This window comes from Terriglobus roseus, assembly GCF_900105625.1.
Taxonomy (GTDB): Bacteria; Acidobacteriota; Terriglobia; order Terriglobales; family Acidobacteriaceae; genus Terriglobus; species Terriglobus roseus_B.
In genome coordinates, this window is record NZ_FNSD01000001.1 from 954766 (window position 1) to 975044 (window position 20279).

Annotated in this window: 13 protein-coding genes; 1 reads left to right on the forward strand and 12 read right to left on the reverse strand. The window is 60.1% G+C overall.

Features of this window, described 5'->3' with window-relative positions:
- Positions 1-6 precede the first annotated feature (6 nt).
- From BLW03_RS03890 to BLW03_RS03925, 8 genes are all read right to left on the reverse strand, one after another.
- Positions 7-2475: a glycoside hydrolase family 2 TIM barrel-domain containing protein gene (locus BLW03_RS03890; protein ID WP_074652430.1), complete on the reverse strand. Its 2469-nt coding sequence runs from the start codon at positions 2473-2475 to the stop codon at positions 7-9.
- A 46-nt stretch (positions 2476-2521) separates the two neighbouring features.
- A complete protein-coding gene (locus tag BLW03_RS03895; RefSeq protein ID WP_074652431.1) occupies positions 2522-3736 on the reverse strand; it encodes an alginate lyase family protein in 1215 nt (404 codons plus the stop codon).
- Positions 3737-3888: 152 nt separating this feature from the next.
- Positions 3889-4689 (reverse strand): 3-ketoacyl-ACP reductase, encoded by an 801-nt coding sequence (locus BLW03_RS03900; protein WP_074652432.1) that lies wholly within the window; start codon positions 4687-4689, stop codon positions 3889-3891.
- 18 nt (positions 4690-4707) lie between these two features.
- Positions 4708-6078, reverse strand: a complete 1371-nt coding sequence (locus tag BLW03_RS03905) for a glycoside hydrolase family 88 protein (RefSeq protein WP_074652433.1) — start codon at positions 6076-6078, stop codon at positions 4708-4710.
- 15 nt (positions 6079-6093) lie between these two features.
- The gene (locus BLW03_RS03910) at positions 6094-6906 is read right to left on the reverse strand and encodes a sugar phosphate isomerase/epimerase family protein (RefSeq protein WP_074652434.1); all 813 of its coding nucleotides are present in this window, start codon (positions 6904-6906) and stop codon (positions 6094-6096) included.
- 3 nt (positions 6907-6909) lie between these two features.
- Entirely contained in the window at positions 6910-8085 is a 1176-nt protein-coding gene (locus tag BLW03_RS03915; protein WP_074652435.1) for a Gfo/Idh/MocA family protein, read from the reverse strand.
- 33 nt (positions 8086-8118) lie between these two features.
- Entirely contained in the window at positions 8119-9396 is a 1278-nt protein-coding gene (locus BLW03_RS03920) for an MFS transporter (RefSeq protein ID WP_244502185.1), read from the reverse strand.
- A gap of 161 nt (positions 9397-9557) precedes the next feature.
- Positions 9558-13052 (reverse strand): TonB-dependent receptor, encoded by a 3495-nt coding sequence (locus tag BLW03_RS03925; RefSeq protein ID WP_074655760.1) that lies wholly within the window; start codon positions 13050-13052, stop codon positions 9558-9560.
- Positions 13053-13337: 285 nt separating this feature from the next.
- Between BLW03_RS03925 and BLW03_RS03930 the strand changes: the two genes are divergently transcribed.
- A complete protein-coding gene (locus tag BLW03_RS03930; RefSeq protein WP_074652437.1) occupies positions 13338-14579 on the forward strand; it encodes a hypothetical protein in 1242 nt (413 codons plus the stop codon).
- A gap of 32 nt (positions 14580-14611) precedes the next feature.
- On the opposite strand, the gene BLW03_RS03935 is transcribed toward BLW03_RS03930, so the two are convergent.
- The 4 genes from BLW03_RS03935 to BLW03_RS03950 form a co-directional block, all read right to left on the reverse strand.
- On the reverse strand, positions 14612-16837 hold the full coding sequence (locus tag BLW03_RS03935; protein ID WP_074652438.1) for a GH92 family glycosyl hydrolase: 2226 nt from the start codon (positions 16835-16837) through the stop codon (positions 14612-14614).
- A gap of 71 nt (positions 16838-16908) precedes the next feature.
- Positions 16909-18072 carry a phosphatidylinositol-specific phospholipase C1-like protein gene (locus BLW03_RS03940; RefSeq protein ID WP_083350686.1) on the reverse strand — a complete coding sequence of 388 codons (1164 nt, stop codon included), beginning with the start codon at positions 18070-18072 and terminating at the stop codon, positions 16909-16911.
- A 167-nt stretch (positions 18073-18239) separates the two neighbouring features.
- Entirely contained in the window at positions 18240-19103 is an 864-nt protein-coding gene (locus BLW03_RS03945) for an inositol oxygenase family protein (RefSeq protein ID WP_074652440.1), read from the reverse strand.
- A 124-nt stretch (positions 19104-19227) separates the two neighbouring features.
- Complete coding sequence (locus tag BLW03_RS03950; protein ID WP_074652441.1) at positions 19228-20238, reverse strand: LacI family DNA-binding transcriptional regulator; 1011 nt, start codon at positions 20236-20238, stop codon at positions 19228-19230.
- Positions 20239-20279 lie beyond the last annotated feature (41 nt).

Here is a 20279-nt window from a genome sequence, read left to right on the forward strand (position 1 = left end):
CGCCCTTCATCCTTCTGCAAGTTCACGGTACGCGGCGGTGACGTTATCGCTCGACACTCCGATCACCACCCTGGATTGGTGCTGAACAGTAATGCGAGCACGTCCATTCGCGAGCTGCACGACGCGCGATCCGTCTGGCGTACCGAGGTTGTCGATAAGCTTGCCATCGCCTGCAAGAGAGAAGCGTACGACAGCGCGCGAGTCCAGGCAACGCACACCCGCAGAATCTACCAGCTCCGCTTCCACAGTAGTCTTCCCCTGCCGCTTCGTGACGGTGCTCAACGACAGCTTTGCGGGCTTTGACCACGGACGCGTCTCGTAGCGAAAGCGCACTGTGTCTTCGAGAGCCTTCCCACCTTCGCGAGCTACCGCCCGCAATTCGTTCTGCCCCTCTGCAAATGCGATTTCCCAACGCAACCCGGCACAGGGGAAATCCTTCGGATCACGCTTCCGTTTGCCAACCGACTTGCCGTTCAGGAATAGCTCCACCTCGCCACAGTTGGAATACACGCGCGCCGTGCGCATCTGTCCAGCCTTGCCCCAGCGCACGGGAAAGCTGTGGCCATACAGGCGCAGCATAGGCTCCTTTGACCAGTAAGACTGGAAGACGTAATACCCTTCCTTGATCTGCATGTCCCGCGTGATGACACCCTTTTGATTCACACGGGGCACTGGATTCTCCACACGGAGGGGTGTCGTGAAGTCTTTGAAAACCCACTGCGCCGTGCCCGTAAGCCATGGAGTCGACTCGGATGTCTTGAGATACCAATCGAAGAGATCGCATGCGTAGGTTTCGCTCCACTCACCATCCTTCGCCATGCGTTGCGACCCGCCAGTAAGTTTGTAGTCGAGCCCTTTTTCCGCTGTTCCTTTACCTGTGGCAACAGTGCCAAGTGCAGGATCAGGATCTTCCGCATGACGGCCCGCGTGGCTGTCCGCACCCCACTCCATGTGGATGAAGTGCGGGACAGAGTTTCGTGCCTTCTCCAGCGACGCAGCATATTCTGTGTAACGTCCGCCGTACCAGCCGGCCCAGATCGATGGCGAGTAGACATCGGGAATGTCCCGCGCGAAATCGCAACGCCGGTATGAAGTAACACGCGACGGGTCAAGTTGATGCGCCAACTCATGTAACTCCCGCATGTACCTGCGAATCGCGTCCCGATCCTCTCCATTAAGCTCACCAGGCCAGTCGTCCTCATTACCCAGGCCCCACATCAGCACGGATGGATGATTGCGATGCTGATCGATCATGGCTGTGAGCGTGTCTTTGCCGTGTTGCTGGAACGAGGCCGTACCGACGCCGCTGCGGCACCAGGGCACTTCCTCCCATACCAGCAGGCCGAGTTCATCGCATAGGTCGAGGACAAGCTGGGACTGCTGATAGTGCGCAAGCCGAATGAAGTTCGTACCCATCGCTTTAATCAGCCGGAACTCTTCGCGTACCTGGTCAGCAGGGACCGCTGCGGCGTAGCCCGCGCCATCTTCATGACGATGTGTGCCGCGCAGCAGCAGACGCTTCCCGTTCAGCAGGAAAGGGCCGTGCACTTCGAACTCTGCATGTCGAACACCGAAGCGATGCGTCACAACCGACGTATCCGCCCCTGTACCCATGGTGACCTCACACTGGTAGAGTGTCGGACTCTCCGGCGACCAGACCTGCACGCCTGGGATCGTGAGTGTCGCAAGCTCGGCCTCCCCGTGCCAGGGCTTCTTGCTTACCTGCTGTTGCGCGACCACCTTGCCGGAGGACTCCATGAACCGGATCGTGAACGGGATTGGCGCGGCCGCAGTGGCTTCATTGCCAGATAAACGCGCCGAAAGCGAAACAACAGCCGCTGTCTCTCCCGGCTTCCACACGGGCATGGAATGAATCGATTCAATCGCGAGCGCCGGCAGGTATACCAGGTGCACGGGCCGGAAGAGTCCACCATAGAGCGTGAAGTCGCTGAGATCCGATGGCATGCGGTCAAGATCACGCGCATTGCTGCAGTGCACGGCTAGCAGGGCATCCTTTGCGCCCTTCAACGCTTCGGTGATGTCGACGGCAAACTCGCTATAGCCTCCCTTGTGTCTGCCGACCATAGTGGTGCCGAGATAGACCTCGCTGGTCTGCGCAGCGCCTTCGAACAGCAGCATGGTGCGTCCGTTCCGATACGGATTCGCGTGCTTCAGCTTCATGCGATACCAGCCCGAGCCGCGATAGGCCGGCGAGTCAGGATCACAGGCGTCATAGTGATTGAAGCAGTGCGGCACCGTCTGCGGCTCCCAGGTGACAAGCTCCTCGCTGTGCCACACTTGCCACGGTTCCAACGGCCCCTGATAGAACTCCCAGTCCTTTTCGAGCTGGGTTACAGCAGGCGCCGTCGTCCTGGAAGGAGCCTCCAGCCCGGACGCCGCCAGCTTGGACGAGACCAGTGTCGTGGCGCAGAGCGCGGCGCTGCCAGCGAGGAAGGCGCGTCGTGTCGGGATCATGCAGGTCTCCTATGGGTAGCTGTGGAGCGTTCAAACTAAAAGACATTCAACCGCGCGCCCTATTGCCGAACCACAACAGCGGCTGACGTACGGGATAGTTACGAATGATCTCCGGATCGGTAGGATCGGCAGGCAGCGTCTTCCAAAGAGCGAGATAATCAGCGCGGCCGCAGGCAAGGCCGGTGAAGAGCAGTCCCGGTGAGCGCACCGGCCACGACTCGAAGTGCTGCACATCCTTCGTGTAAGGCCATGAGGACTTGTCCTTCAGATATGGATAAAGAAATGCAGCCCCCTTACAAATGCCCTGTCCCGTTGGCAGAGCGAAGGCATAGACATCCCTGCTGCTCTCCAGAAGGGACTGGCAGAGCATCGCCATGACATCGAAGTTGAAGATCGAATAGCCATAAGGCTTGGTGCGCGCGAGCTCCAGCGGAAAGCTGCCGTCAGGCGCCATCTGCTTCGTCAGGAAGATCGTCTCGTACTGCGTGCGCACTTCACTACGTGTGGCCTCATCGCCAATCAAGCGCGCGAATTCAGAAGCCTGCAGTGCCCAGCACACGGCGTGATTGTTTTTAGTGTCGCGCTCGGCGATCCCGAATGCGCTCGTCTTCATCCAGTGCAGATATTCGGCGAACCACGCGTGCAGTGCCTGCCGATCGGCCTTGCTCATGAAGGCAGGCGCGACCAGACTCGCCGCTCGTGCGACCTCCACCAGGTGCAGCGTATCGATGATGCCGAAGTTCCGTCCGGTGGACACGCCATGGACTCCCTGCGAGAACTGCAGGTTTGGATTCATGCGCGTCGCTGGCGTGATGAACCATGCCCGCAGATGGTCGGCGGCGAGCGTGCCGTCGGTGCGATTACCCGTCAACACCCACGATGCGGTTAGCGCCGGCATCTGGATCGACAGCCGAATCATCCGCTTGCGGTGTTCGTTGAAATTGCCCGGATTGCTCTCCCCGTCACGGTTCTTATAGGGCCCGTTTGGGTTCGCAGGATCGGGCCAGAAGTAATCGGCCTCTGAGAAGAAGTCGTGCGGTCCGCCCGGCGAACGAGGCGAGGTAACAGCGGTAATCGTCTCCGGCTTCTCCAGCCGGTAGCGGGCCGCTGCTGCCGTAATCCGATTCCGGTCGGTTTGTGCGACCAGATCGTAGCCCGCGTTGTGCTTTTGCGCGAACGCGCTCAGGGGTGTTCGTAGAGCAGCCGTGACGGCTGCGCCAAAGCAGAAGGTACGGCGACTCCACTGCGTTGAGGGATCCATGGAAAACCTGCTTCTTCAGGGGAGGGTGCTGCTTCCCTGCCGACGACGGGCCGGCAGCAGAGACGCAGACAGCAATGCCTGTGAAGTACAGATTCCCGAAATACATGGGCTTTATGAAGTAACTAACCGTTTGAAACGTGAGAGAAGCGGCCCTACAGGCGTGGCAACGTGAGGCCGCCGTCCAGTACCAGCACGGCACCGGGTGCGTAGGGCAGTTGGCCTGTCGCAAGCATCGCAACGGCGACGCCCACATCGTTGGGTGTGCCCCACCGCTTGTCCAAGAGCAGTTCGCCTTCGATGAGTGCGTCGTATTTGCCTTTGACTCCCGCCGTCATGTCGGTCGCGATGACGCCGGGTTGCACCTCGTACACGCCGATGCCGAACTGCGTCAGTCGTGCGGCCCATAGCTTGGTCGCCATGGCGATGCCTGCCTTACTGATGCAGTAGTCGCCGCGGTTGACGCTGGCGACGGTGGCCGAGACGGAGCTAACGTTAATGATGCTCCGATGCTCGCGTTCCTTTTCCTGACGGGAGATCATCCTCTTAGCCACGGCCTGTGTCAGGAAGTAGGGACCCTTCAAATTGGTACCAATCAGATCGTCGAAGCTCTCTTCTGTCGCTTCGAGGATGTCGGCGCGAACTCGTGGTGCGATGCCGGCGTTGTTGACCAGCACATCCACGCCACCAAAGGCCCCGTCAATGGCATCCAGCATAGAGTGCCGCTCTGTCGCGCTGGAGACATCGGCTTGCTGATACTCCACGCGCTGCGTCGGGGTGATGAATGACTGCGCAACATCGAGCAGCGAATCCGCGACGTCGGCTTTATCGCGACGACCCGTGATGACGACGTCGAATCCGCTCGCCGCCAGGCACTTTGCGATGCCCAAACCGATGCCGCGTGTGCCGCCGGTAACCAGTGCGAGTTTGCCTGAATTGTTATTGCTGGTCGCCATGCGTGTGTCCTGTCGATGTTAGAAAAACGTGTAGTACTTGTCTTCGGCCAGGCGAGACAGAAGGAGACCAAGCTCGAGCATGTGATAGTCACCCCACATGCTCGATTCGCCATAGGGAATCGCCGAGCCTGCAGGCACGTAGTCCCAGCCATTGGGACGGTGATAGATGCTGTGCAGCAGGATGCCTTCATGCTTTGGGGCCGTGGAAAGATACGGTTCCTGCAGCAGCGCCTTCGCGACCGTGAGACCTGCCTGGAAATACTCCTTGCCTTCCGCACCCAGGGCACGGCCCAGACGCAGCAATCCCTGCGCGGCAATTGCGCTCGCCGAAGCATCTACTGGCTCGAATGCGTTAAAAGGATCAGCCGCCGCGGACTGCCAATCGCCGAGCTTATACAGGCTGGGTGCGCCTGTGTCCCAATAGCAGATACCATCGGCTGCAGTTCCCTGCTGCATATAAAAGTCACACGTTGCTTTCGCGGTGCGCGTCATCAGAGCGATCGCTTCCGCCCTGGTCATGACTCCCGTTGCAGCGAAGTCGACCTCTTCACGCGAGAGGACAAACTCAAGCTGCTCTGCGTAGCCCAGCATGGCCCATGCTAGGCCCCGGGTCCATGTGGTGAAGGGCGTATACCCCTGCTGCGTGGAGGGACAACGGAACGTGCCGCTCGCAGGGTTAAAGACTGCTTCGTGCACGGTTCGGCCGCGTAACTCCGGCGTGTCATAGATATCACGGCCTTCGCCGAAAAAGATGTTGTACTTTGACGACGTCTTTGCGTGGATCAGCATACGAGCGAGCAGGTTGATGGAGCGGTCTTGCTCGCCCAGCAGCGTGTGTCCGAGCGCGTGTGCGGCGCTGCAGATGCGAACGGTGCGCATGGTGTCGATGAAGAGCGAGTGCGATCCGTTGAAGGAATAGACGTAGCCGAGGCCCTCAGGGAGGTCCGTCCAGCGCGCGGCCTGCACGGCGCCGCTGGTCTTGATGGCGAGCTCGCAGAAGTTGAGCTCCCATTCATTCCGTTCGGTCTTCCCTTCCAGCATGAGGCGGCGAAGCTGGCCGTAGGTGGAGAGGTTATTGAAGCCGTGGTCATGCACGCCGGTGTGCGAGATGTGTTCCGCCATGTGGTGCAGGGTATTGTCGCGGCCGATGCGCAACATCTCCTGATCGCCCGTCATGTCATAGCAGAGGAGCGCGTTGCCGTAGGCGAAGCCCTGTGTCCATTGCGTCCAGTTGCGACCCTTGTAGACGCCGGCTGCGGTGACTACGGGTGCGCCCATCTGCGGTGTCCAGCGGTCTGCGATGCGTGCTGTCTTCTCGGTCGCAAGCTCGAAGAGTCGCGCGAGTGGGGCAACAAGTTCGGAGGCCTTCAGTTCGTTCTGTATCTTCATCTCAAATTTCCTGTATTAGACCAGTGCGGTGAAACGCTCGACGACCTTAGTCAAGACCTCATTGCCGGGCGTATCCCATAGCGCCTGGTTAAAGATCTCAACTTCAATGGGGCCGTTGTAGCCGGCGGCGTCGACGGCGAGGCGCAGTGCGCGATTGTCGATGACGCCATCGCCCATGACGCCGCGGCCCAGCAGCGTGTCCGGCAGCGGCACCAGCCAGTCGCAGGCGTGAAAGCCGAAGATGCGGCCTGCGGCGCGTTGGATCTGTTCAAAGACGGTGGGATCCCACCAGATGTGAAAGACATCGAGGATCAGACCCACTTCGTCCGCACTATAGGGCGCGGCCATGGCGAGTGACTGGTCGATGGTGTTTAGGACAGATCGGTCGCCTGCGTACATGGGGTGCAGCGGCTCGAGGCCAATCTTGACGCCCTGTTCGCGTGCGTACGGCACCAGCTCCGCAAGACCGTCCGCGACCATCTGACGTGCGTCCGCGATGGGCACTTCCGTGGAGGCGCCGACGACCAAGACGAGCGAGTCGGCGTTGAGTTCCTTCGCTTCTTCAACTGCGCGGAAGTTGTCCATGATGCGCTCTTTGCGCTCGGCAGCGGAGGGCGCGATGAACATGCCGCCGCGGCAGACGCTGGAGACGTGGAGGCCCGCGTCGCGTACGTGTTGCGCGCTCTGCTGCAGGCCTGCCTCATGAATTTTGTGACGCCAGAGAGCGATGGAGGGAATGCCGTGGCGGACACAGCCGTCCACGGCTTCCTTCACACTCCAGTTCTGCACGGTGGCCTGGTTCAGGCTCAGCCTTTGGATATCGGCCATGCGTTACGCCTTCAGCACGTCTGCGTCTTTGATGACGGGGACGTCGAGCCAGCGACGCTCTGACCAGGACTTCAGGCCAAGTTCGGCAAGCTGTACGCCGCGTGCGCCGTCGACGAAGGTGTGCGGGAAGGGCGTGCCAAGTACAACATGCTTCAGGTAAAGCTCCCACTGCACTTTGAAGGCGTTCTCAAAGTTAGCGTTGTCGGGCACTTCCTGCCAGTGTTCGCGGAACTTGAAGGGGTTGGGCAAATCAGGGTTCCACGTGGGCTTGGGTGTGTTGACGCGGTGTTGCGTCTTACAGTCGCGCAGGCCGGCGATGGCGCTGCCCTCCGTGCCGTCGACGTGCAGGTTGAAGAGTTCGTCGCGATAGACGCGCGTGGTCCACGACGAATTGATCTGCGCAAAGATATCGCCTTCGAGCTGGAAGGAGCCGTAGGCTGCGTCGTCTGCCGTCGCCTGGTAAGTCTTGCCGTTCTCATCGACGCGCTGGGGGATGTGCGTGGCGCCCATGCAGGAGACAGACTGGACCGGGGCGAAGGTGTGATCCAGCACGTAACGCCAGTGACAGAACATGTCGAGAATGATGCCGCCATCCTCTTCCTTGCGGTAGTTCCACGACGGACGCTGCGCGGGCTGGCCACCCCAGTCGCCCTCGAAGACCCAGTAGCCGAACTCTCCACGTACGGAGAGGATGCGACCGAAGAAGCCGGAATCGATGAGGCGCTTGAGCTTGCGGACGCCGGGGAGAAAGAGCTTGTCCTGCACGATGCCCTGCTTCACGCCGGCGCTTGCGGCTTTCTTCGCGAGGCGCAGAGCGGACTCTACGGTGGTGGAGAGCGGCTTCTCGCAATAAACGTTCTTACCGGCGTCGATGGCCTGCGAGACGAAGGTTTCGCGGAGACCGGTGGTGCCGGAGTCGAAGTAGATCTCGTCTTTCTCGTCGCCGAGGCAGCGAGCGAGATCGGTGCTGTAGCGTGTCACGCCGTTTGCATCGGCGATAGCCTTAAGCTTTGCTTCGTTGCGACCGACAAGAATTGGATCGGGCATCAACACAGTACCATCGCCGATGGGCAGACCACCGTTGTTGCGGATAGCGAGCACGGAGCGAATGAGGTGCTGGTTGAGGCCCATGCGTCCGGTGACGCCGTTCATGATGATGCCGATGCGCTTCTCTTGCATGTGCTGTTTGTCCTTATGCGAGTAATGCCGTGATTATTTTGCGGAAGGCGTCTCGATGGCGAGCGCTTCGGGCGACGCCATGATGGTAGCGCGTGGCGCGCGAATTGCGTAGATCGCTGCTGCCCCGAGGAGTGCGGCACCACACATGAACTTCCATGCAGGATCGTAGCTGCCGTAGCGATCGAAGATGCGTCCGGCGATCCATGGGCCCATCCACTGGCCAATGGAATAGCCCGCGATGATGAGTGCGAGAAGCTTGCCCAGCGACTTCACGCCGAAGCACTCCGCGGTGACCAGCGGGATGAGCATGTAGTCTGCGCCCATGGCGAAGCCGAACAGGACTGCGAAGCTGATTGCGGCTACCGGCTGGCGCGCTAGGAAGAGGATTGGAATGGCCGCGCCGAGCAGCGCATAGAAGAGCGTCATGGTGTTCTTCTTGCGGAAACGATCCGCGATATAGCCCACGATGACGCGTCCGCCGAGACTTGCGAGTAGCAGGATCGAAAGGATTCGCGACGCATTGACAGCCGAGTAACCGTTGCTGACCAGGAAGAAGATGAAGTGCTGGATGACCGCGTTCATCGCGCCGATGACGAGCGCCGATCCTGCGAGGATCAGCCAAAAGTTGCGCTCCCGCATGGCGGTGCCGATCACACTGAAGACGCCGCCTGCTGCGGGTGGTTCCAGCGCAACTGGCGCGAAGGCCCCGTCGGGATGCAAACCCATGTCAGCCGGGGTAGAACGCGTGAGGAAAAGACCCACCGGGAAGAGCACAAGAAGGATGACGGAGCCGACAATCTCCAGGGCATGGCGCCAGCCAACCGTACGGATGAGCCAGTTGATGGTGGGGGGCGCTACCGCGCCACCGAGACCGAGGCCCAGGTACGCATAACCCATGGCACGTCCGCGACGCTCATGAAACCAGTGCGCAATGAGTACCTGGTTGGAGATGGGGCCGGCGAGTACATAGCCGATGACCTCAACGATGCATAAGATCTGGTATTGCCAAAAATGATGCATGAAGCCCATGGCGATGAGTGGAAAGCCGATGAGGCCTACACCGGAGAGAATGACGGCGCGAGCCCCGATACGGTCGATCAGAATGCCGGTGAGCAGACCAAAGGGCAGACCGACGATGAGGAATCCAAGCAGAAACCCCTGCGTGACCTGTCCGCGGTTGAAGCCGAGCGCCGAGACAAACGCAGGATAGAAGACTGGGAAGCCGTAGAAGATGACACCCACAGCCAAAAACAGATTGAGAAACGCCGCAACGACGATCCACCAGCCGTAGAAGATCTTTCCGTTCACCACATTCGCCAAGAGCAATCTCCATATTCGGCAGTCAGCAAAAGGCCGGGAGTACCGCTGCCCAGCCTCTTCATCGTCACTCGCAGAGTTTTGCCAACCACGCTAAGGCAAAACCGGCAGCGAAGCCATGGTACTTCGCTGCCGTTGGTAGAAGACGGTCCAATTTAGAACAAAATGCGGCCGCCCACCTGGATGATGCGGTTATTACCAGACGTGCTGGTGACCTTGCCGTAGTTGGTGTTGTTGGCAACGGAGGTAGGCTGGCCGAGGTTGGTGAGGTTGAAGACGTTGGTGGATTCTCCACGGATCTGGAACTTGAGCCCTTCGCCATGGAGCGGGAAGTCCTTGAAGATGGAGGCGTCGATGTTGCGGTAGCCGGGGCTGTCGAGCGTGGATGCGCGGAAGTTGCCGAGGAGGCCAAGCGGGCCGACACCGGGGCAACCTGCGTCCACACCGGGACGGCAGAAGGCCGAGGTATCGAACCACTGGTTCATGGCGGTTGCGCGCGAACCATTGTTGTCCAGGACGCGGGGTGTCTTGCCCGGGACGACGCTGACACGGTTGTTGCCGTTGCCGGAGAAGTAGTTGTCCACGCCGGTGGTGATGGTGAAGGGCTGGCCGCTGTTTGCAGTCCAGATGGCGGTGATCGTCCAGCCGTTGGCGAAGTAACGGACGGCATGGTTGAAGTTGTCGAAGTAGTCAGGCTTCCAGACGATGGTGGCCGTCATCATGTGGCGACGATCCTGATCGGAACGCTGACGGGCCTCGAGCTGGGGATAGTTGTTGTCGACGAAGACGCCGTTCATGCCGCCCTGGTTGTTGAGGTTATTGCTCTGCAGCGTCTTGCTCCAGGAGTAGTAGCCGCGTGCGCTGACACGGTGGGTCAGGCGCTGTTCGACTGTTACCTGCAGGCCGTTGTAGTTGGAATTCTGGTTCGACCGGATGATGTAGACCTGGCTGTATAGCGGATTCGCAGCGGAGGCCCCGAACTGCGAGTTCAGCGGACGGCGGTTGTTGACCGTGTTGCTGTTGTTGGCGTAGCCGCAGGCCTTGGTGAGATCCGTGCAACTGGCACCGCTGGTCCCCGCAGCCGTGATGTTGAACTGTGGACCGTTGATGTCGTTATAGAGCGGCAGCTTGCGGTTCAACGATCCGACGTAGTACGCGCTGATCGCGAGTCCCTTGGTCAGCTGGTGCTGGAAGCCTGCGTTGATCTGGATGGAGTATGGCCACTTGTAGTTGGGGTCGAAGGCCACGACCTGGTTCAGCGGCAGGAAGGTTACGTTGCCATCTCCCTTGTAGCTGAGTGCTGGATAGGGATTGGTTCCCGTCGGGAACTCCGTGGGATCGCCCTGATAGGGGTGCGTGAGCGAGACGACCTTGTTGTAGGTGTTGCGGACGGCGTACGGCGCAAAGTTGGATGGGAACTCCCACTCGTTGCCTGATATCCCGCCGAAGAAGAGGCCTGCGGCGCCGTGGAAGACCGTCGTCCCTCTGCCGCCCGGATCGTAGGCAAAGCCGAAGCGCGGCGAGAAGTGATTCTTCGGTGTGAAGACGCCACCGCGCGGCACGCCCGGGTCACCCGGAAACTGAAGGCCAACGGGTGCGAGCTGCGGGCCTGTCTTGCCGACGATGTTCACGTTGGGGAACGCATGCGACTGCGCGCCGGGAACGAAGTTTGTCTGGCGTGACAGGGGCTCGGTCGGTGCCTGCTGCCAGTCATACCGAAGTCCGAGGTTCAGCGTAAGGTTGCTGAGGATCCGCCAGTCATCCTGCGCAAAGACGCCGTAGTTGAAGTAGCTTGCGTTCGCATATAGGCCCGTGTCCTGGGCCATAGTGGCAGGGACGCCCGCCAGAAAGTCCGACAGACCATTGGTGGTGCGAGCGCCGGAAGCGCCGTTTGTGGTGGAGAAGGTGAAAACACCGTAGTTGGACAACGAGGTGAGCTGGAAGTCTTTCTCCAGACCTGCCTCACCACCGACGTAGAGAGAGTGCTTACCGCGGGTTGTCGCCAGCACGTCGCGCACGTTGTAGACGTTAGAACCCGCTTTGGGACCGGTGATGGCCTGGCCGAGGGTGAAAGCCTCTACGCCGCCGACGGCGATCTGGCCGCGCGAGGGCGTGCCAACGACTCCGAAGTCTGAGCCGAAGTCGGCCAGGGTGCTGTTGCCCGGAACCGGGTTGCGGCCGCCGTTCTGGCGCGTGTAGCCGACGAAGAACTGGTTCACGGTACGGTCGCTTACCGTCCAGGTTTCGCCAACATTCGCGTTCTGCTGCTTGTTCGCGTAGTCGGAATAGGACCAGGCCTGCGTAAAGGTGCTTGGAACGCTGCGAACCTTGTAGTCCAGCATGAAGTAGCTCAGCGTCAGACGGTGCTTTGCCGCGATCTGGTGATCGGTCTTGATCAGGTATTCGTTGTTCTGCTCCGGCAGCGGAGAACGTGTCCGGTAGGTGTACTGGGTGTCGCCAAACTGCGCGGGCTGCTGGGTGGGCAGATTTGCGCGGATGTACTTGAGGATATTGACGGCGGTGGGGTCTACCGTGGGTAACGTGTTGTTCGCATACGGGAGGCCAGTCGCCGGGTTGCAGACCAGGAAGTGTACCGCCGTGTTGGCTGCTGCCGTTGGCGTCGCTTTGCAGTTGGCCTGCTCGGCAGCCGTCGGGGTGTTCTCAGAGAAGTTGCCAGCCTGTTGCGCCAGGCTGGGCAGGCTGCCACTGTAGTTGCCGTACTGGATGAAACGGAATGCTGCGGCGCTGGCGAAGAAGAAGTCCTTGTCATGCCGGATGGGGCCGCCCACCGTTCCGCCGAAGCGGTGCTGGTTGTAAGGGTTCTTGCTGCCCTGAAGGTGGGTCGTCGCGTTAAAGTTACGCGACCGGTAGAACTCGAAGGCCGATCCGTGGAACTTGTTCGTACCGCTCTTGGTGATAACGCTGACCACGGCAGACGAATACTTGCCGAGCTGGGCACTGTAGTTGTTCGTCACCACGTTGAACTGGCTGACGGCATCCGGGTTCGGCACCGCGTTGCCGCTGTTGCGCAGGCCGGTCATGTTCAGACCGCCGTCCAGGTAGTACGAGGTCTGCCCCACCAGGCTGTCCGCTGCGCCATTGACGAGCACGTGCAGTTCCTGGAATCCGAGGCTGTTGGACGTCTGCACGCTCTGAACACCAGGTACCAGTTGCAAAAGGCGGGTCACGTCCCGGTTGATCAGGGGCAGATTGTCGATCTCGACGTTGTCGACCGTGTTGCCCAGAGTGGAGTTGCCAATGTTGATCAGGGGGACGTCGCTGCTGACGTTGACGGTGTCCGCGGCGCCGCCAATCTCGAGGGCCAGGTTCACCTCTGCGTTCTGCATGACGGAGAGAACGACCCCGGAGCGCTCCAGTGTTTTGAAGCCGGCCGAACTGACGGTGATCTTGTAGGGTCCAACCGGCAAAAACTCTACGTGATAGCTGCCGTCTTCCTTGGCAGTGATCTTGCTGCTGAAGTTCGTTTCCGTCTGCGTGAGGGTGATGCTGGCGTTCGGGATCGCGGCGCCGGAAGCGTCGCGGACAACGCCGAACATGGTCGCGGTACTAAGCTGTGCGGACGCGGCCCCGCCGGCGGTCGCGCAAAGCACCAGGGCAGATGCTGTCCCCAGGATTCTGTTGATCTTCATGGTTGGCTCTCCAAAGGCAATCGGTTCGCCCGCCAGAGCGCCATCACTGCAAAATTTGCGCAACGGTCGGGGTTACTGGCAGGCGGGTGGCACTTCGCGGAAGGCGTACAAAACGTACGAGTAAGCCTGTCCATTACGCCAAACACCCTCTGCTCCGGCACAGTGAGGGGGCAAGTGACTCACCGTTTGTCCCGCTTTGACACGTCGCGGGGTTGATCTACTCTGCTCGCGCACAGAACGGTCATGTGCAAACGCCTGCCGCTTTGGCTATGATGGTGCCCGCCGATGGTCATACAGAAGACAGATCGCGAACTTTGGGCGCCGGAGACGGACGCAGACCATAAATTCGTCTGGGCCGAGTTGGAAGGCGTACTGCACAGCCCCCAGTTTTCCAACAGCAAGCGGTATCCCGCCTTCCTCCGTTACGTCGTCGCACAGACGCTGGAGGGTCACGGTCCTCAGATCAAGGAACGGACGATCGGCATCGAGGTCTTCGGCCGTCCAAGTGACTACGACACCAATAACGACACGGTCGTGCGGTATACGGCGGGTGAAGTCCGCAAGCGCCTGGCGACTTATTTCCACGACCACGAAGACGCCGCGCTTGAGATCACCATCCCGCACGGGTGCTACGTTCCGGAGTTTCACCGCGCGATCGAGGCGGTTCCCATTGCTGAGGCCGACGTTATACCAACGTTTGGCACGGTGACGACACCGCCGTACCCTGCCCTGACGTTACCCGCCGCAGCTCTCGTGGCGTCATCCGCACAGTGGCGGCGGTCGCTGCCGCTCTATGTATTACTTACGGTGATCGGCTTGGGACTCGGCCTGGCCATGGTCAGCCGTCGCGTTCAGGCTGCGCGAACCTCTGCGGTGGATCGTTTCTGGTCACCAGTGCTGCATGATCGCGGGACACCCCTGCTCGTGCCGGGGGTGGTCGTGTACTCGCCGAATCCATACTCCGGCACGGAAACTGCCACGAAAGAAGCCGAGTACCCCTTTGTCTCAGTCCAGGTCGCCGCGGCAACCGCGCGAATGAGCGGACTGCTGCAGAAGAATGGCAGCAGCTACCAGATGCAGCCGGCGAACACGACCACTCTGAGTGAACTGCGCGACCGTTCCGTCATCCTGATCGGCGCTTACAACAACCCATGGACCAGGCGCCTGCTTCAGGACACGCACTATCGACTGGATGTCCCAACCACACCGGCCATCCTGAGTTCGTCGGATCCGCAACAGCATTGGCAGCGCGACCATACTCTGCCGTATGCCGCGTCCGATGACTATGCCCTTCTGGGCCGCTTCCGGGATAAGACCACCGGCAGCCTGATCGTGGTGGTTGCTGGTCTCGGCCGCAATGGGACCGAGGCAGCCGCAGAGTTCCTGACGGACCCGCAGTACATGGCGGAGCTGGAAAAACGGTTGGGCAAGCCCATCGGCGATCAGAATATGGAAGCCGTGCTGAAAATCAGCGTTGTCGATGGCAAGACCGGCGCCCCATCGCTGCAGGCCGTGACCGTCTGGTAGATGCTGCACGTCCGCCGCTGAGCGAATGCCCTCTACTCAACGACTCTAGGACGATAGTTGTTGCCCCACTGCGATGGCCGTGCGCCCATGACGAAATGCAGCGTGCCTCCCGCCTGGATTTGCTCCCAGGTGAGAACCGGCTTCTCCAGCGACGTGCCGTTCAATGAGGCGGACTTGATATAGACGTTCGTCTTTGAGTTGTTCTGAGCGGTGACGGTGAAGGTCTTGCCGTTCGCCAGCCTCAGGCTTATGTGCGGATAGATCGGCGAACCAATCATGTAGTCGCCGCTTGCCGGGTTCACGGGATAGAAGCCGAAGGATGTGAAGAGTAGCCACGCGGACATCTGGCCGCAGTCATCGTCACCATCCAGACCACCGGGTCCGCTGCTGTATTCCTTCGCGGCGATCTCGCGCACCATGGCCTGTGTCTTCCAGGGCTGGCCTGCGAAGTCATACAAGTAGCCGTAGTGGTGACTTGGCTCGTTCTTGTGAACGTTGTGGCCACCCTCGAAGTGCTTGTCGAGTTGCGATGCGTACTTCTGCGGGCCACCCATCAGGCGCATCAGACCGGCCTGATCGTGAAACATGCTGAAGGTGTAGACCCACGCATCGCCCTCGGTCCAACCCGATACGGAGCGATTCTCGTTCGTGTCCTCGCTGCCGCCGATGGGTGCCCACTTGCCATCGCTGGTGCGAGCATTCATTAAGGAAAGCGCAGGGTTGAAGAGGTGCTCGCCGTTGAGCGACCGATGCAGGAAGAACTTGTAGTCGTCGGTCTTGCCGAGTGCATGCGCCACCTGCGCCACGCACCAGTCGTCATAGCTGTCCTCCAGCGTGCGGCTGGCGGCTTCGTCTGTCTTGTCCGTGGGGATGTAGCCGAGCGTCTTGTAGTACGTCAGGCCCGCACGCGCTTCGTAAGGCGTGTGCTCTTCCCTGTCCAGCCAGCGGCGCGTGGTATCGCCATCGGGAGGAGACATAGCATCTTTATAGACCGCCTTCCACGCCAGTTCACGATCGAAGCCGTGGAAGCCTTTGCGGATGGCTTCTGCCACAAGCGAGTCAGCATGTGTGCCGATCATGATGTTGGTGTAGCCCGGGTTCGGCCACTTCGGCATCCATCCGCCTTCTTTGAAGTTCTGCAGCAGCGCGGTGATCATCCCGTCCACACGCTCCGGCGCGAGAAGCGTGATCAGGCTGTTCTCGGCACGGAAGGTGTCCCAGATGGAGTAGGCGGTATAGCTCTCGCCGGTATGAATCGTGTCGTCGAAGGCGCTGTAGTAACGGCCATACTCTGAGAACTGCCGCGGGTACAGCAGAGCGTGGTACATCGCGGTGTAGAGCATGGTCTTGTCGCTGTCACTCGCCGTCACCTGCAGACGTTGCAGCTTGTCATTCCACTGCGCACGCAGCTTGCGCTGCGTTGCGTCGAAGTCCCACGTGGGGATCTCGCGCTGCAGATTTTCGCGGGCCTGGTCGATGCTCAGGAACGAGGTGCCGACCCGCATCTCAACTTCCGACCTGGGTGCGAACTCGACGTACGCGCCACGGTAGGCGTTGGAGTCGTTCTCGCCGTAGGTCTTGCCTGCGCGCGGCACCTCACGGAACTGCACAACGAAGTACCCCTTGAACGACGGCAGCGCGGCTGCGCCCTTGTCCGGCCCCAGGTGCGCATCCATGCGATGCGGGTTGTAGCCCGTGATCTCATGCTTCTGTAAGTCGACTTTGGCAGAGCCGTTGATTCCGGGCCGTGAAGCTTCGACGAGAATTCGCGCAACGCCCGTCTTCGGAAAGCGAAAGCGCATTAATGCGGCGCGGTCGCTGCCCGTCATCTCCGCATGCAGGGACGAAGCAAGCGTGACGGCGTAGTAGTCCGGCCGGGCTGTCTCGTCTTCGTGGCGAAAGGCGACGGCGCGCTCTTCCGGCCTGGTGCGAAGTGCACCGGACTGCGGCACGATGGTGACGTAGCCATAGTCGCCCATCCACACGGCGGGCTGGTGTGTGCCGATGAAGCCGCTGATGGTCTTATCGTCGTAGTTATACGACGTGATGCTGATCTTGTTCTGCCGGGTCTGCGCGACCCAGCTGGTCATGCCGAAGGGTGCCGTCACAAAAGGCATCGTTGCGCCGTAGCCGATGGCGCTCTTCTGTGTCCCGATCAAGGGATTCACATACGAGACAGCGTCACGCTGTGCTGTGACAGCAACGGCTGCGCCGCGTGCGCTGAGCACGAGCAACAAAAGGCAAAGAGCTTTCTTCATCAGGTGCCTCACGGGCAAGACTGCGCCCTGCTCCACCCTCGCGGACAGAGCAGGACGAATCTACAGGATTGTTACGGGTGATGCTGTACCGATGGCTTGCCGGCACTCTTCGCACCGGGCTCAAGCAGGTCTTCCTTGCACGTCTTAGGCGCACTGATGGGATTGCAGCGAACGGGCATGCCGTCCGGGAATCCGACGGAATATCCACTCCAAACGGATGGCTCGGAGAGCGGATAGTCCGTGCTGATCATGGTGGCACCGCTGCTCAGAACTTCATCACGGCGGGTGGTGTTGTTGTCACGCGCAGCAACCGTCCCTTCGTCTGTGCGTGTGCGCACGATGAAGCCCTGCTTAATGACAGCATCGATCTCTGCCTGTGTACCGCCGTTCATCTCCACAAAAGCGGCATCGGGCTCGCTGGGAATGGCGTGGGTAAACAGCACGCGACCCTTGAGGTTGGGATGGCCTTCCAGGTAGACCGGGCTCGCGTTGCGTTGATCCATCAGGAAGATGACCTTGCCGCGCGACTCAGCCAATGTGGGCCAATGGCCGGCGAGAACAGCTTCGCGCAGCGTGGGATAGGAGCCTCGCACCTGGTCCGGAAGGATCATCTCCTTATCGGAGAAGACAGAACGAATTTCCTTGTCGAGCGCGTCGAACTCAGTCTTCGTCCAAAGCGGAACATCCACGCCGCCGGGCATGTTGCTCTTGCCGCTCTTATTCTCAATCAACAGAAACAACGGCACATGGTTCGGGTGCGCCTTGGACCAGTCACGCACTTGCTTCAGGCACTCCGTGAAGAGCGGGCAGGAAGACCGCTGATTCAGATCCTGCACATGGATCACCTTGATGCCGGGCTTCTCCATCTCGTGCTTCGGGTCGAAGTACGGATCTTCCGGCAGTCCCTTTTCCTTGGTGATGCGAAGGATGCTGGGATGTGCGAAGCGACCACCCTGCGGATCCGGGAAGACATCGATCTCGAGCTGGCGCACACCACCGTCCAGTTGATTGGCAAGCGACTTGTGCGAGTATTCCAGCGACTCGTACGACTTCGGCTTCACGGACTTGAGGTACGCAGCTTCACTCGGAGCAAAGCCCAGGTTGTAGCTGTTGTGCGATCCGATGACCTGGATCTGATTCAGCTTGAGCGTCTTGTCCTGCTGCGCGGCGTCCTGCTTGCTTTGTGCGGGTAATGCTGCGGCCACGGCCATTACTGCAAGTGCGAATAGCTTCACGGGAACTTGTCCTTCTACTGCGAATTGGGAGAACGCGGAGCGAACGAGCTGCTCCACGCGCTAGTCTGCACGGCCAAGGTTAAAAGATGACTGTCATCGCTGGGAACATCGGGCGCCAAAAAGCCCCGACAAAAATCGGGGCTTCCGGCGATGCGTACCGACCGTACTTACCAGGCGAGCTTCTCCGGGAAGAACTCCGCGAACAGATCGTCGTAGTACGGCTTCAGTTCGGCCAGGTTCGGCTTGGTGTGGCCCTTCGAGTACAGGTCGTACGGGTTGAACTTGAGCACGGACGGCAGCATGGCACGGTCCTGCTCGTTGCACAGATGGTCATACGCTCCGTGGCGGTGCCACGCGTAGAACGAGTGGTAACGCAGCATGTAGAGCGCTTCCATCGGCAGGTAATTCTTCATGACTTCGTAAATGTAGCCGTCATGGCCGAAGCTCATCTTGACCTTGTCCAGACCGCAGTTCGGCTCGTAGATGCCGTACTTCGTCTGGAACACCGGGTTGTTGTAGTCCGGGTTGGCCTTGAAGTACTCCGGGAAGACCACCTGGTCGGAATACGCGCAGCCAGTCGGAAAGGTGTCGCCCACAACGCCCCACTGCGGTTCACCGTAAAGGCAGAGACACTTGCCCAGGTCATGCACGAAACCCGTTGCGACCATCCAGCGCGGCTCGTTGTTCGCGCGCATGGCTTCGGAGGTCTGCAGCAGGTGCTCCATCTGCGTGAGATCCGTATCGGGATCGCTGTCATCGACGAGGGTATTGAGGAACTCTGCGGCTTCCCAGATGCTTTTCATCCCGCGCTTCAGGCCGAAGTATTCCTTCTCCTTGCCTAGGACGTACTCATGCGTCTGGAACTGGTGGTTCAGGCGATAGAACTCGGCCACACCGGGGTTCGCCTCAGCGTCGTACTGGCGGAACTCCGTCTCGGTCTTGCCTTCCTTGTAACGACCTTCCAGAAACTCATCCCACTCATCCATATCCCCGAGAGGGTTATGTGCCGGCGTCGCAACTGCTGTGCTCATGGCGAAACTCCTTCAATGCCCCGGCGGGGCGGCGTCACCCGGGTGGCTTAGTTAGCGGTAACTATACGCAGACTGAAGAATCATTCGCAAGCATTTCCACAAATTATTTAGGCGAGGTTTTTCTCTACGAAAGGACAGTAGATTCACGCTGAATCAGCCGCGGCTCCAGCAAAACGCTGCTTGCCGCAAGTTCTGGATTCGCAACGAGTTGCAGAGCCAACTCACCTGCCCGGGCGCCAAGCTGCTGCGTATCGTGGTCGATTGAGCTGAGTGGCGTCTTCAGGTAGGTGGCGTACCGCATGTTGCCGCAGCCGACGAAGGCGACATCCTGCGGAATCTGAAGACCAGCCTCACGCGCGGCCTCCATAGCACCAATGGCCGTCAGATCGTTGTAGCAAAACACGGCATCCGGACGAGGCTGCGCCTTCAACAGCTGCTGCATAGCGGCATGACCCTGGCTGTCGCCAGTCTCTTCGAACCGTTCCAGCGTCAGAATAATGCTTTCGTCGACTGGCAAGCCGCTCTTCGCCAACGTGTCCCGATAGCCGCGCATGCGTTCCAGCGATGGACTCATATCGCGGCCGCCGATATGGGCGATCCGGTGACGGCCAATGTCGATGAGGTGCTGCGTGGCCATGCATCCGGCCTTGTAGTCGTCCGACCCTACAAAGTGCGCGGCCAGGTACGGAAAGTTGCGGTCGATCAACAGGTAGGGCGTGCGCTCGTCGCCAAGTTCGTAGAAGCTCTTGAGCTTTGGCTGGCATGACGCAATCAGCAGAACATCCACGCCGCGGCTCATCAGCGTGCGAATCTCCTGCTGTTCAATCTCCGGACTCTCTTCCGAGGATGCGATCAACAACGCCCGCTGGCTGGCGCGCAGCACGCCGGAGAGCGACTTGGCGAACTCCGCGAAGAAGGGGTGGACGAGATCCGGCACCACGAGACCCACGGTGAACGTCTTGCCGCTTGCGAGTCCACGGGCAAGCATGTTGGGCTGATACTTCAATTCCGCCATGCGCTTGAGCACGCGCGCGCGGGTCTTCTCACTGATGTCGGAATTACCGCGCAGTACCTTCGACACCGTGACGGTGGAAACGTTCAGATCGCGAGCGATATCTTTGAGCCGGACAGCCACATGCTCTCCTGGTACGAGTGCGATGCTGCCAGTCTATCTTC

Bases quoted from the DNA above. Each gene is read 5' to 3' on its own strand.
- BLW03_RS03890 (WP_074652430.1), bottom strand. From the start codon at position 2,475: ATGATCCCGACACGACGCGCCTTCCTCGCTGGCAGCGCCGCGCTCTGC.
- BLW03_RS03895 (WP_074652431.1), bottom strand. From the start codon at position 3,736: ATGGATCCCTCAACGCAGTGGAGTCGCCGTACCTTCTGCTTTGGCGCA.
- BLW03_RS03900 (WP_074652432.1), bottom strand. From the start codon at position 4,689: ATGGCGACCAGCAATAACAATTCAGGCAAACTCGCACTGGTTACCGGC.
- BLW03_RS03905 (WP_074652433.1), bottom strand. From the start codon at position 6,078: ATGAAGATACAGAACGAACTGAAGGCCTCCGAACTTGTTGCCCCACTC.
- BLW03_RS03910 (WP_074652434.1), bottom strand. From the start codon at position 6,906: ATGGCCGATATCCAAAGGCTGAGCCTGAACCAGGCCACCGTGCAGAAC.
- BLW03_RS03915 (WP_074652435.1), bottom strand. From the start codon at position 8,085: ATGCAAGAGAAGCGCATCGGCATCATCATGAACGGCGTCACCGGACGC.
- BLW03_RS03925 (WP_074655760.1), bottom strand. From the start codon at position 13,052: ATGAAGATCAACAGAATCCTGGGGACAGCATCTGCCCTGGTGCTTTGC.
- BLW03_RS03930 (WP_074652437.1), top strand. From the start codon at position 13,338: ATGGTCATACAGAAGACAGATCGCGAACTTTGGGCGCCGGAGACGGAC.
- BLW03_RS03935 (WP_074652438.1), bottom strand. From the start codon at position 16,837: ATGAAGAAAGCTCTTTGCCTTTTGTTGCTCGTGCTCAGCGCACGCGGC.
- BLW03_RS03945 (WP_074652440.1), bottom strand. From the start codon at position 19,103: ATGAGCACAGCAGTTGCGACGCCGGCACATAACCCTCTCGGGGATATG.